11 protein-coding genes and 1 pseudogene are annotated in these 13,332 nt (G+C 66.5%); 7 read left to right on the forward strand and 5 right to left on the reverse strand.

Translation table 11 applies throughout. The annotated features are described in order from the left end of the window. Window positions 1-41: 41 nt before the first annotated feature. Window positions 42-2,108: a glutamine--tRNA ligase gene (locus P3W97_RS10665; RefSeq protein WP_300846571.1), complete on the forward strand. Its 2,067-nt coding sequence runs from the start codon at window positions 42-44 to the stop codon at window positions 2,106-2,108. A 10-nt stretch (window positions 2,109-2,118) separates the two neighbouring features. Here the strand turns inward: P3W97_RS10665 and infA are convergent, their stop codons facing one another. Beyond that, entirely contained in the window at window positions 2,119-2,385 is a 267-nt protein-coding gene (gene infA / locus P3W97_RS10670) for a translation initiation factor IF-1 (RefSeq protein ID WP_300846572.1), read from the reverse strand. Between the two features lie 340 nt (window positions 2,386-2,725). Here infA and P3W97_RS10675 point away from each other — a divergent pair, with 340 nt between their 5' ends. After that, complete coding sequence (locus P3W97_RS10675; protein ID WP_300846573.1) at window positions 2,726-3,925, forward strand: MFS transporter; 1,200 nt, start codon at window positions 2,726-2,728, stop codon at window positions 3,923-3,925. A gap of 12 nt (window positions 3,926-3,937) precedes the next feature. Here P3W97_RS10675 and P3W97_RS10680 read toward each other — a convergent pair whose 3' ends face one another. From P3W97_RS10680 to P3W97_RS10690, 3 genes are all read right to left on the reverse strand, one after another. Beyond that, window positions 3,938-5,092, reverse strand: a complete 1,155-nt coding sequence (locus P3W97_RS10680; protein WP_300846576.1) for an alpha-hydroxy acid oxidase — start codon at window positions 5,090-5,092, stop codon at window positions 3,938-3,940. A gap of 94 nt (window positions 5,093-5,186) precedes the next feature. Further along, a complete protein-coding gene (locus tag P3W97_RS10685; protein ID WP_300846578.1) occupies window positions 5,187-5,681 on the reverse strand; it encodes a hemerythrin domain-containing protein in 495 nt (164 codons plus the stop codon). Between the two features lie 16 nt (window positions 5,682-5,697). Then, window positions 5,698-8,670, reverse strand: coding sequence for an Rne/Rng family ribonuclease (locus P3W97_RS10690; protein WP_300846581.1), 2,973 nt, complete (start codon window positions 8,668-8,670; stop codon window positions 5,698-5,700). 573 nt (window positions 8,671-9,243) lie between these two features. Between P3W97_RS10690 and P3W97_RS10695 the strand changes: the two genes are divergently transcribed. The 4 genes from P3W97_RS10695 to ylqF all read left to right on the forward strand — a co-directional run bounded on the left by P3W97_RS10695 (window position 9,244) and on the right by ylqF (window position 12,347). Next, entirely contained in the window at window positions 9,244-10,221 is a 978-nt protein-coding gene (locus P3W97_RS10695; RefSeq protein ID WP_300846583.1) for an RluA family pseudouridine synthase, read from the forward strand. A 49-nt stretch (window positions 10,222-10,270) separates the two neighbouring features. Further along, on the forward strand, window positions 10,271-10,588 hold the full coding sequence (locus P3W97_RS10700) for an H-NS histone family protein (protein WP_300846585.1): 318 nt from the start codon (window positions 10,271-10,273) through the stop codon (window positions 10,586-10,588). 94 nt (window positions 10,589-10,682) lie between these two features. After that, window positions 10,683-11,384, forward strand: a complete 702-nt coding sequence (locus P3W97_RS10705) for an HAD family hydrolase (RefSeq protein ID WP_300846587.1) — start codon at window positions 10,683-10,685, stop codon at window positions 11,382-11,384. Window positions 11,385-11,414: 30 nt separating this feature from the next. Beyond that, complete coding sequence (ylqF, locus tag P3W97_RS10710; RefSeq protein WP_300846589.1) at window positions 11,415-12,347, forward strand: ribosome biogenesis GTPase YlqF; 933 nt, start codon at window positions 11,415-11,417, stop codon at window positions 12,345-12,347. Between the two features lie 179 nt (window positions 12,348-12,526). Here the strand turns inward: ylqF and P3W97_RS10715 are convergent, their stop codons facing one another. Further along, complete coding sequence (locus tag P3W97_RS10715) at window positions 12,527-12,658, reverse strand: integrase core domain-containing protein (protein WP_300846591.1); 132 nt, start codon at window positions 12,656-12,658, stop codon at window positions 12,527-12,529. Window positions 12,659-12,942: 284 nt separating this feature from the next. Here P3W97_RS10715 and P3W97_RS10720 point away from each other — a divergent pair. After that, a pseudogene (locus P3W97_RS10720) lies at window positions 12,943-13,332 on the forward strand (hypothetical protein); the annotation flags it as partial.

Genomic DNA, 13,332 nt, shown 5'->3' on the forward strand with positions numbered 1-13,332 from the left:
GTGGACAGGGGTGGACGGGGGCGCGCCCTACAATCGGCGCCATGAGCGAACACGCCCCGACGCCCCCCGGCGGGACCCACACCGCCAGCCATTTTCTGCGCCAGATCATCGAACGCGACCTGCTGCAGGGCCGCCTGCACGGCCGCCGCTGGGCCGGCACGCCCGGCGACGGCACGCACCACGCCCGCGGCAACCCGGACCCGGCCAAGGTGCGCCTGCGCTTCCCGCCCGAGCCCAACGGCTACCTGCACGTCGGGCACGCCAAGAGCATCTGGATCAACTTCGGCCTCGCGCGGGACTACGGCGGCGTGTGCCACATGCGCTTCGACGACACCAACCCCGAGAAGGAGGAACAGGAGTACGTCGACGCGATCCTGGACGCGGTGCGCTGGCTGGGGTGGAGCTGGGACGCCTTCGGCACCCGCCACCTCTACTATGCCAGCGACTACTTCGACTTCATGTACCGCGCGGCCGAGTACCTGATCGAGACCGGCCACGCTTATGTCGACGAGCAAACGCCCGAGCAGATGCGCGCCAACCGCGGCACGCTCACCGAGCCCGGCGTCGACAGCCCGTTCCGCAACCGCCCGGCCGAAGAGAGCCTGGCGCGCTTTCGTGACATGCGCGCCGGCCGCTTCCCCGATGGCGCGATGGTGCTGCGCGCCAAGATCGACATGGCTTCGCCCAACATCAACCTGCGCGACCCGGCGATCTACCGGATCAAACATGCAACGCACCACAACACCGGCGACACCTGGTGCATCTACCCGATGTACACCTTTGCGCACCCGATCGAGGATGCGCTGGAGAACATCACCCACAGCATCTGCACCTTGGAATTCGAGGACCAGCGGCCGTTTTACGACTGGCTGCTCGAGCGCATCGTGCCCATCCTGCGCGCGCCGCAGTTCGCGCGCGCCCGCCAGCTCATCGAGCGCATCGAGCAGCAGGGGGTGGAAGCCGGCAAGGAATTTGCCCTGCACTGCCACAACCATGCGCACAAGCTCGGCCTGAACACCGAGCCCGAGCGGCGCATGCGGGCGCTGTTTGCGAAGTGGGAGCACGACCGCGACGCCGTGCTGCGCGACCTGGATGCGTTTTTCGGGCTGCTCAAGGCGCAGGCGCACCAATTCACGCCGCTGCTGGCCTCGGCGCTGGAGGCCTACCGTATCGAGCCCTTCAACCTGCCACATCAGTACGAATTTGCCCGGCTGAACCTGACCTACGTGGTCACCAGCAAGCGCAAGCTCAAGCAACTGGTGGATGAGGGGGTGGTCAGCGGCTGGGACGACCCACGCATGCCCACCATCGTCGGGCTGCGCCGCCGCGGCTACACGCCCGAAGCCATCCGCCTGTTCTGCGAACGCACCGGCGTCAGCAAGGCCGGCGGCTGGATCGACTACAGCAGCCTCGAAATCGCGCTGCGCGACGACCTGGAGGGCAAAGCACCGCGCGCGATGGCCGTGCTGGATCCGATCAAACTCAGGCTCACCAACTGGGCGCAGGTGTTTGGCGATGCCGAGCACCGCGAGCCCTGCACTGCCCCGGTGCATCCGCAGCGGCCAGAGCTGGGTCAGCGCCATTTCAGCCTGGGGCCAGAGATCTGGATCGAGCGCGAGGACTTCATGGAACAGCCCCCCAAGGGCTATTTCCGCCTATTCCCCGGCAACAAGGTGCGCCTCAAATACGGCTTTGTCATCGAGTGCACCGGCTGCGAGAAGGATGCCGAGGGTCGCGTCAGCGCCGTACTGGCCACGCTGGTGCCCGACACCAAGAGCGGCACCCCCGGGGCCGACGCCGTCAAGGTCAAAGGTACCCTAACCTGGGTAGGCGTGCACGAGGCGGTGGCCGCCGAGGTGCGTCTGTACGACCGCTTGTTCGCCGATCCGCAGCCCGACGCCGGTGGCAAGGATTTCAAGGCCGCGCTCAACCCCCACAGCCTGCGGGTCGTGACAGCCTACCTAGAGCCGTCGCTGGCACATGCCCCGCGCGAGCAGCGCTACCAGTTCGAGCGGCACGGCTATTTCGGCACCGACCGCGTGGACCACACGCCCGCGCGCCCAGTGTTCAACCGGATTGCGGGCCTGAAGGACAGTTGGGGCAAGTGAGCCGGGCTGTTCAGCGCGGCTTGCGCCGGGCGATGGGGGCCTGGCCAGCCGTGCGCGGCTCCAGATGCCGGAAAGTGATGCGCCCCTTGCTCAGGTCGTAGGGTGACAGTTCCAGCGATACCCGGTCGCCCGCCAGAATGCGGATGTGGTGTTTGCGCATCTTGCCTCCGGTGTAGACGACCAGAGTATGGCCGTTTTCCAGGGTGACGCGGTAGCGAGAGTCCGGCAGAATCTCGTCGACCGTGCCGCGCATCTCGATCAATTCTTCTTTGGCCATAGGGGCCTCCTTGGGATGGCGATGCGGGGTGGCAACAGGCGCGCCTGGCCTGCTGGCCACTGGGCGCATCAGGGGATGGTGGAAAACCATGGCCGGCCAATCCGCCGCCGGCATTGACGGCCATACACGGCCTTGCACAAGCCACGGGCGGCGCGGCACCCAGCTGCACAACCCTTGGGCCACGCCACATGCGGGGGGCACAAGCTGCTGACGCCCGGTGCCCCGCCATGGCCCGACTCTAACACAGGGGTGCGGACGAACCCGAAGGACAGCCGCCTGCCTCCAAAAACAGGGGATTGCGCGGGGTATGATGAGGGCTCCATCTCCATCCTGTAGCGCCATGTGGCAGACTTTTCGTGCGTTGCCGCGCACCGTATGGCTCATCGGCTTGATCAGCCTGATCAACGATTCCGCCTCCGAGCTGGTGTACCCCCTGGTTCCGCTCTATTTGACCTCGGTGCTGATGGCGGGACCGCGCGCCCTGGGCTTGATCGAGGGCATTGCCGAAGCCACGGCCAGCCTGCTCAAATGGGTGTCTGGCGTGGTGGTGGACCGCACCCGGCGCTGCAAACCGTGGATCGTCGTCGGCTACGGCCTGGCGGCCCTGGGGCGCCCCTTGATCGCCTGGGTGACCAGTTGGCCGGCGCTGCTGGCCATCCGGTTTGCGGACCGGGTGGGCAAGGGGCTGCGCACCTCCCCACGCGACGCGCTGCTGGCCGCCAGCGTAGGGGCGGATCGGCGCGGGCTGGCCTTCGGGTTGCACCGGGCCATGGACAACGCGGGCGCGGTGATCGGCCCGCTGCTGGCTGCAGCCTTGCTGGCCAGCGGCATGCCGCTGCGCGAGGTGTTCCTGTGGACCTGGGTGCCCGCGCTGGCGTGTATCGTCCTGGCCCTGGGGCTGCGCGAGCCAGCCACGCTAGCCCCGTCCCCAAACGTTGCGCCGATCGAGCTCAGCGGCGGCGCTGCCCTGCCACCGGTCTTTCGGCGCTACCTCGTGGTCGTGGCACTGTTCACACTGGGCAACTCGTCCAACATGTTCCTGCTGCTGCGCGCCAGTGAGCTGGGCGTCCCTCAGGCCCAGATACCGCTGCTGTGGGCGGCCGTCTCGTTCATCGCCATGGTGCTGTCCATCCCGCTGTCGGGTCTGTCGGACCGCGTGGGCCGCCGGCGGCTGCTGCTCATGGGCTATGGTGCCTACGCGCTGTTCTACCTGGCCTTGGGCCTGTCGGCCCCCGCCGGCATGTGGCTGGCTGGGTGGTTTGCGTTTTATGGCGTCTTTCTGGCCGCAACCGAGGGGGTGGAAAAAGCCCTGGTCGCCGACTTGGCCCCCGCACAGCTGCGCGGCACGGCGTTCGGCTGGTTCAACATGACGGCGGGCGCCATGCTGCTGCCGGCGTCGTTCGTGTTCGGGCTGCTGTATGAGCACGCGGGCGCCGGCGCCGCATTTGGCTTTTCGGCAGGTTGCGCGCTGGCCGCGGGGGCCTTGCTGTGGCGCTGGATCCCCCCAGCGGGCGCCACAGCCAGGGCCAGCGGCCGCTGAACGCCCGAACGCTCAGGCCACTGGGTAGGTGCCCGGGATCAGGATCGAGCGGTCCACCGTCTCGATTTGGGTGTGCCCGGTAAAAGCCATGGTGAGGTCGAGTTCCTTGTGCAGGATTTCCAGCACCTTGGTTACACCCGCCTCGCCCATGGCGCCCAGGCCATACAAAAACGCACGGCCGATGTAGGTGCCTCGGGCCCCCAGCGCCCGGGCCTTGAGCACGTCCTGGCCGCTGCGGATGCCGCCGTCGAGGTGCACCTCGATGCGCTTGCCCACCGCCTCCACGATGCGCGGCAGGGCCCGGATGCTCGACTCCGCCCCGTCGAGCTGACGTCCGCCGTGGTTGCTGACGATCAGTGCATCGGCGCCCGAGTCGGCAGCCAGCTTGGCATCTTCCACATCCATGATGCCCTTCAGAATGAGTTTGCCCCCCCAGCGCTTCTTGATCCACTCGACGTCGCCCCAGTTTAGCCGTGGGTCGAACTGCTGCGCCGTCCACGCCGACAGGCTGCCCATATCGGCCACGCCCTTGACGTGTCCGACGATGTTGCCAAATTGGCGCCGGGACGTGCCCAACATGCCCAGGCACCAGCGTGGCTTGGTCATCATGTTGACGATATTGGACAGGGTCAGCTTGGGCGGGGCGGACAGGCCGTTTTTCAGGTCCTTGTGGCGCTGCCCCAAAATTTGCAAATCGAGCGTCAGCACCAATGCGCCGCAGTGGGCGGCCTTGGCGCGATCGATCAGGCGTTCGATGAAGTCGCGGTCGCGCATCACATAGAGCTGGAACCAGAAGCCCTCCCCCGCGTGCCGCGCCACATCCTCGATGGAGCAGATGCTCATGGTCGACAGCGTAAAGGGCACACCAAACGCTCGCGCCGCCCGGGCAGCCAGGATTTCACCATCGGCATGCTGCATGCCGGTCAGACCCGTGGGGGCCAGCGCCACCGGCATGGCCACAGGCTGGCCAACCATGGTGGTGCGGGTGCTGCGCCCTTCCATGTTGACAGCCACCCGCTGGCGTAGCTTGATGGACTGGAAATCAGACTCGTTGGCGCGGTAAGTACTCTCGGTCCACGAGCCGCTGTCGGCGTAGTCGTAGAACATGCGCGGCACGCGCCGCTGCGCCAGGCGGCGCAGATCTTCGATGCAGGTGATGACGGTCATGGGGGGCTCCTTGTGGGTGCGCATACTAGCGCCGTCGCCCCCAGGCGTCATGTGAAAAACCAGAGTGCGCCGTTGAAGAAACGACGCGGGCCGGTCAACTGCATTGCACGCTGCCGCAACCCGTCATGGTTGCGGGCCGCACGCGGCTGGGGTCGGCCAAGGTCTCGGTGCGCGAGTCGAACCCCACGGCGCGCATGTGCTGCGCCAGACCGGCGTCCATGGTTTTCGCATGCATCGGAAACCATTCGGCCAGCGCCGCCGCCATGCGGTCGATGATCTCGTGATCCCCTTGCAGGAAGTGCTCCTCCACAGCGCGCATGGTGTCCAGGATCTGCCGATGGTGCGCGGCGTGGCAGTTGTCCTTGGCAAAGCCGACGGCCACCATCCAGCGCTCCTCGCGCTCGAAATGCTCGACCGTGTGCGCAAGCAACGCCCGGTAGGGGTCGAGCTGTTGGTCGTGCGGCAGCGCGCGCAGCCGGGCAAGCTGGGTGACGAATTCCTCGTGGGTCTCGTCCATGCGGCCGTCACCGGTGAGCAGCGATTCGCCCCAGACGAGGTCGGGGATTTCAGGGAAGATGTCGGTATCCATAGCGGGCAGCCCTCACTCAGGCGTCGAAGGGGAACTTCTGCTCGCGCAAATCCCGTTTCGTCTCGATCAGCACGAGCGGCTCGTCACTGACGGCGGGCGCGGGGCGCGGCTCGCGCGGCGCACGCACTGGTGGCGGCTCGGCCGCGATCGCGGACTGCACCGCCGCCACCTTGTCCGCGTCGGACTGCACCCATTCCAAGCCCGCCTGGCGGGCCAGGACGGCCAGTTCCTCGAGCGGCAAGCGGTACGCCTGCGCGCCGGCAGACGGCTGCGCCACCGGGGCCACGGCCAGGGGCATGGTGGCAGCAATGGTCGCGGGCGTTTCGGTCGCTTCAGGCGTCTCGGGCTTTTCGGTTGGTGCCTCGCGGGTCATCGGTGCCGAAACGGGCGCGGGGGCAGGCACGTCGGCAAGCCCGTCGGCAGGTACATCGGCGGGGGCAGGGGCTAGCCTGTCCTGGGGCTGCGCTGCGGTGGCGGCGGGCTCCGCGGGGGACGGCGGCACCGCGAAGTACGAGCGACGCGGGGCTGCGTCCGCGCCACTGCCGGCAGCGGCTTCGGGGGCTTCGGCACTGTCCGGCGCGGCACCCTGCCCATCCTGACGGCGGCTGCGGTCCCGGCCATAGCGGTCGCGACTGCGTCGCTCGCGCGGGGCACGAGCGGCCTCGGCAGATTCGGGCGCCGTCATGCCGCTGGCATCGTCGTCTTGGGCCAGCGGCGCAACTTGGCTGGAGGCATCAGCTTGGGCATTGCGCGCGGGCGCGGCCGGCGCCAAGGCGGACACAGCCCCATGGTCGGCGGCCTCGCCGCGTGAGCGGCGCCCGCGGCGACGGCGTTCCCCGCGCTCGCGCAGCTCGCTCGGCGCCCCTGCGTCGACCCCCGAGTCGGCTGCAGGCGCCATGTCCACCGCAGCATCCGCCCCCCTATCGGTCGTGGGCAGCGAAGCTGCGGTCGCTTCGGCAACGGCCGCCTCTTCCGGGCGGGCGGGCCGCGTTGCGCGCTCAGCACGCTCGGGACGCGCGGGCCGGTCGGTGCGTTCGCTGCGCTCGCTGCGTTCCGCGCGGGCTTCGCCCTGGCGCGCCGCATCCCCGCGGCTGCGCCCGCCCCGGCCGCCCCGCCCCCGGCGTGCGCCGCTGCCGGCTTGCTCGGGCAGCGCTGCTGCTGGGGCGGGTTCCGGCGCGGCAGCGGGGGTTGGCGTCGGTGCGGTGGCTGGCATGGCTTGCCATCCAAACAGGCGTTTGAGCCAGGCCAAAAAGCCCGTCTCTGCTGGCTGCGGCGGGGCCGTGGGTGCTGCGGCTGGCACCGGTGCGGGGCTGCCCGGTGTCACGGCCGCAGCAGCGCTGGCAAGCGGCGGCGTCGCTTCGGACCGCGGTGCGGCCACTGGGGCGGGGCTGTCCGGCAGCACACCCTTGATGATCGGCTCCTGCCGGTTGATGCGCTCCTGGCTGCGCCGCGTCACCAGGGCCACGTCCTCGGCAATGTCGGCCAGCTTGTAGCTGGCATCCAGGTTGTCCAGGCGCGGGTCGTCGTGCTTCAAGCGCTCCAGCTTGTAATTCGGCGTCTCCAGCGACTTGTTCGGCACCAGCAGCACGCTGATGCGCTGCTTGAGCTCGATCTTGGTGATCTCGACACGCTTTTCGTTGAGCAAAAAACTGGCCACATCCACCGGTACCTGCACCAGCACAGCGGCGGTGTTGTCTTTGAGCGACTCCTCTTGGATCACGCGCAGGATTTGCAGCGCCGACGACTCGGTGTCGCGGATATGGCCCGAGCCACCGCAGCGCGGGCAAGGGATGGAAGCCCCCTCCGACAGGGTCGGACGCAGGCGCTGGCGGCTCATTTCCAGCAGACCAAACTTGCTGATCGGCGCAAACTGCACGCGCGCGCGGTCTTGCTTGAGCGCCTCGCGCAGGCGGTTTTCCACCTCGCGGCGGTTTTTGCTGTCCTCCATGTCGATGAAATCGATCACGATCAGCCCACCCAGGTCGCGCAGCCGCGCTTGCCGCGCCACCTCGTCGGCGGCCTCCAGGTTGGTGCGCAGCGCGGTCTCTTCGATATCTCCGCCCTTGATCGCCCGCGCTGAGTTGACGTCCACAGCCACCAGGGCCTCGGTCTGATCGATCACGATCGCACCACCCGAAGGCAGCGTCACCGTGCGGCTGTAGGCGGTCTCGATCTGGTGTTCAATCTGGAAACGCGAGAACAACGGCGCGTTGTCCCGGTAGCGCTTGACACGGTTGGCATACTCCGGCATCACATGCGACATGAAACCGCGCGCCTGCTCGTAGATGTCGTCGGTGTCGATCAGGATTTCACCGATATCGCTGTTGAAATAGTCGCGGATCGCACGGATGACCAGCGTCGATTCTTGGTAAATGAGTTCGGGCTTAGTCAGGGCCTTGGACGCGCCCTCGATCGCATTCCAGAGCTTGAGCAGGTAATTCAGGTCCCACTGCAGCTCGGCCGCCTCGCGCCCAATGCCAGCAGTGCGCGCAATGATGGACATGCCGTTGGGGTATTCCAGCTTGTCCAGCGTCGCCTTCAATTCGGCACGGTCGTCACCCTCGATGCGCCGGCTGACGCCGCCGCCGCGCGGATTGTTGGGCATGAGCACCACGTAGCGGCCAGCCAGGCTGATGAAGGTGGTCAGCGCCGCGCCCTTGTTGCCACGCTCCTCTTTTTCCACCTGAACCAGCAGCTCCTGCCCTTCCCTGATGACGTCCTGGATGCGGGCCTGCGAGGGCGGCACATTGCCCTGAAAATATTGCTTGGAAATTTCCTTGAATGGCAAAAACCCGTGGCGGTCCTCGCCGTAATCGACGAAGCACGCTTCCAGCGACGGCTCCACGCGCGTGACGACGGCTTTGTAAATGTTGCCCTTGCGCTGCTCGCGCCCCTCGATCTCGACTTCGTAGTCGAGCAGTTTTTGCCCATCGACGATCGCCAGTCGGCGCTCCTCGGCCTGCGTGGCGTTGATCAGCATGCGTTTCATCGTACGTTCCTCAGACTCGGTCGAACAAGCGCCCCGGGTGGGCGTGGATGCCGCGAACCGCGGACCGGTCGAGCGAACAGGGGGAATTGCCGGAGAGCCTCTGGGGGGCGCGAAAACCCTGCTGCCCAGCGCACGCTGGGCAGGTGGTCACGCGCACCCGGGCATGGGCGCGTGGATCACGGTGAACAGGGACGACAAGCCGTTGTGCAGCACGGGAGGGCGGGCGTCTCGGTGATCACTGAGTCCTCATGCAGCCCGCCGCGCGGCAATTCGGGTCGGCCGCAGGCTGCATGTTGGGGGTATTCCGTATCGGGTTCGCTGACTGGATGAACGTCGGTTCGACCGGGGCGAAGCGCAACCATCCGGGATGAAAAGTCCGACACAGCGGACCTGACCCGGATGCACCACCCCACCCAGGGTTCGGCAAACATATGTCTGTCTGCGCTCTGCAGCGTCGGGCGTGCCGTACACTTCGCAACGACCCGATCCTTTTCGGCGCACGGACAGACTTTGCCATTATAGGCACGGTCCGGATCGCGTGCGGCGTGCTGCAGGACAGGTCGCCGCTTGCCCATGCCCAATGCCTCTGTCCGCCACTTGACCGTCGATGCCGAGTCCGCCGACCAGCGGCTCGACAATTTTTTGTTGCGCGAGCTCAAAGGCGCGCCCAAAACGCTGATCTACCGCATCATCCGCAGCGGCGAGGTACGTGTAAACAAGGCGCGCGCGCGCGCGGACACCCGGCTGCAGGCAGGCGACGATGTGCGGCTGCCCCCGGTGCGGCTGCCCGAGCGGGTGGTGGACTTGGTACCGGCCGCCGTGCCCAAGCGGGCCTTTCCCGTCATCTACGAAGACGAATGGCTGCTGGCCATCGACAAGCCCGCCGGTGTGGCGGTGCATGGGGGCAGCGGCGTGTCCTGCGGCGTGATCGAGCAACTGCGCCATGCACGGCCCACAGCGGCCTTGCTGGAGCTGGTGCACCGCCTGGACCGCGAGACCAGCGGTGTGCTGCTGGTGGCCAAGCGACGCAGCGCGCTCAAACGCCTGCAAGACCAGTTTCGCGAGCGCAGCACGGGCAAAACCTATTTGGCGTTGGTACGCGGCCAATGGCCTGCCACACGCCAAGTGATCGACGTCCCTTTGCACAAATATTTGCTGCCCAGCGGTGAGCGGCGGGTGCGCGTCACGGATGTGTGCGATCCCCTGGGCCAGCGCTCGATTTCGCTGGTGCAGGTGCTCGGTGCGGTGCATCCGCCCGCCGGTTGGCCGGCCGACGCCCCCGGGATGACGCTGCTGGCAGTCACCATCAAGACCGGCCGCACCCACCAGATTCGGGTGCATCTGGCCCACGTCGGTCACCCCATCGCCGGTGACGACAAGTATGGCGATTTCGCATGGAACCGCCTGCTGGCGCACTGGGGCCTGAAGCGAATGTTTCTGCACGCGTGGCGACTGAAGATACGCCATCCGATGACAGGGCAGGAATTGCAATTGCACGCCCCCTTGCCGCCTGAATTGGCCGGCTGGGGCGACGTGCGGCGTTTTTTTTGATTACAATCGCGCCGTCAGATCGATTTGTTCATCCTACTGGAGAACGCCCATGGCAACCTATGCAGAACTGAAAGCCCAAGCCGAAGCCCTCTTGGCCCAGGCCGAACAATTGCGCAAGCAGGAGCGCGCCGGTGTGATCGCCGAGATCCTCGCCCGCATGGCCGAATACGACATCACACCGCAGGAATTGGCCAGCGCTGGCTCGCGCGGCGGCAAGGCCAAGGGCAAGGGCGGCCGCTCCAAAGCCGAACCGAAATATCGTGGTCCCAACGGCGAACTCTGGTCTGGCGGTCCAGGTCGCAAGCCGGAATGGGTACGCAACATTCTGGCGGCCGGTGGCAACATCGAGAACTTCCGAATCGCATAAACCTCTCTCTCGAAGACGGCAAAAGGCGCCCGTCATGCGCCTTTTGTCATTTTGGCGCCCCAGATTCGGGATCGCCGCCATTTTCAGGCCCGCTGTGACCGATTCATCTTCCAGCCTTGCCACTCCATTTGGCTCCCATCGCCCCCGTCGTTACGACCTCATCGCCTTCGACTGGGACGGTACCTTGTTCGATTCCACTGCGCTGATCGTGCGCTGCATCCAGGACGCGGCGCGCGACATCGGCGCGCCGGTGCCGTCGCGCGAGCGTGCAGCCTGGGTAATCGGCATGGGCTTGGCCCAGGCGCTGGCCCACGCTGCGCCGGACGTTGCGCCCGAGCGCCATCCCCTGCTGGTGGAGCGCTACCGCCACCATTGGTTTGCGCGCCAGCACGAAGTCACGCTCTTTGACGGGGTGCTGTCGCTGCTCGATGATCTGCGCGGCCGTGGTCACCGGCTGGCTGTGGCCACCGGCAAAAGCCGCCGCGGACTGGACCTCGCCTTGCAGACGGTCGCGCTGCATGGCGTCTTCGATGCCACCCGCACCGCCGACGAGACGGCCAGCAAACCCGATCCGCAAATGCTGCGCGAATTGATGGCCGAGCTCGGCATACCGCCCGAGCGCACCCTCATGATTGGGGATACCACGCACGACCTGCAGATGGCGCGCAACGCCGGCTGCGCCGCCGTCGCAGTCACCTACGGGGCCCATAGGCACGAAGATCTGCGCTCGCTGCAGCCCGCCTTTGTCGCCGATACGGTGGCCGACCTGCAGGCCTGGCTGCGTGCGCACGCCTGAGCGCTCGCATTCCTGTCGAGGAGCCTGGCTGTGAGCGTCCAGTGGTTTCCCGGTCATATGCACGCGACGCAAAAGGCGTTACGCGAGCGGCTCAAGGCCACGGACGTTGTCATCGAGCTGCTCGATGCGCGGCTGCCTGGGTCGAGCGCCAATCCGCTGTTGGCCCAATTGATCGGCGATCGGCCCAGGCTGAAGATTCTGAACAAGGAGGACCTGGCCGACCCGATCCGCACCGCACAGTGGCTGGCCCACTACAGCGCGCAGCCCCGCACGCGGGCCATTGCCTTGCATGCCCACAGCCCGGGGCCGGCGCGCACGCTGGTGGCCGAATGCCGTCGGCTTGCCCCACATCGCGGCGGTATGGTCAAGCCGCTGCGGGTGCTCATCGCCGGCATCCCCAACGTCGGTAAATCCACCTTGATCAACACCTTGCTCGGCAAGCGCGCGGCCAAGGCGGCCGACGAGCCAGGCGTCACCCGACAAGAGCAGCGCGTCGTGCTGGCCGACGATGTGTATTTATACGACACCCCGGGTCTTCTGTGGCCCAAGATCATCGTGCCAGAAAGTGGGGACTGGCTGGCCGCCAGCGGCGCCGTCGGCCGCAATGCCTTCGACGAGGAGGCCGTCGCGTTGGCCCTGCTGCGGGTGTTGCGGGCCGATTATCCGGCTCTGCTCGAGGCCCGCTACCGCCTGGGGTTGACGGCGCCGACCATTGCCGCACGGCCCGAGCGGGAACTGCTGGCCGCCATTGGCCGCAAGCGCGGCGCCTTGCTCCCCGGGGGACGCATCGATCCACACAAAGCCGGCGAAGCAGTGTTGACGGATTTTCGCACCGGTGCCATCGGTCGCATCACGCTGGAGACGCCCGCCTCCTTTGCGGCTTGGCTGCAGGCGGCGCGCGACGCCGAAGCGCAACGGCAAGCCCGACGAACGGAGCGTCAAACCCGCGACACCGGCAAATAGATATCCCCGGCCGATCGGCGAAACGCCTCGGCTTGCATGTGCATTCCCCTGTACCGGCTCGGATTCTCTGGACACGGCTTTGCAACTCAGGCCGCCTTTCGAATGGCATACGCCTGACGGGCGTTACGGGGTGGCATGAAGCCCAGCTTCTAGAGACGCCAACGACGATCGTAACGATCCTAGAGCGCAGTGACAGCGGCGCGCACCTCCTCGACATTCCTGAAGACGCGGCCGTGGATCGCCTGCGCTTTGAGCGTGCGGTTGAAGCGCTCGGCCACTCCGTTGGTCTGCGCTTCAGATACAAAGGCCACGCTCGGGGCGATGCCCCAGAACTTGACCTGGGGAAACAAAAAAAGTGGGTGTCCTTTATTTGGGTTTTGGCTCCCTCGCCTATCTACTCGATATGTCTCGCGGCAAGCGCGCCAACCGCCTGGCCTTGCGACCGCTCGCGACGATTTCTTGGGCATTTCCCGAATACTTTCATAGAAGAATTCTATTGATGATCAGACTTACACTGAACTAATTCTATCAATATTGAGAATCATTCTTGTGTATACTGAGAATGGTTATTATTTAAATAGCAAGAAGACCGAGCATGAATCCGTTGCTTGCGTGCTGGGATGTGCCCATCGCGCTGACCAAGGTTCGGGCCAAGCCGACGACGCGGGATGCCGCCCTCCAGTGGTTCGATACCGGCACGCGCGTCGTCCGCAGCGAAGTCGCGTCATCCACGGCATGGAACCGAAATCTACTGCTTGCGCCTTCTGCGCTGGAGCCGTCGATGAACGTCGACGATGCCGGCGCGCTCGGCAAAGGCGGCTTGAAGGTCGAGGGCGCGTTGAACCGCGACGACAAGGTACGCGGCGGCGAACTGGTCTTCGGCTTCGCGCCCATCGACGACCTGGAAGTCGGCCTCGGCCTCGCCCGCGCCACCGACCACGACCTCGATCCCTCCACCAAGCTGCGCGGCACGGGCATCGGCTAC

The organism is Tepidimonas sp., assembly GCF_029335975.1.
In the GTDB taxonomy this organism is placed as follows: Bacteria; Pseudomonadota; Gammaproteobacteria; order Burkholderiales; family Burkholderiaceae_C; genus Tepidimonas.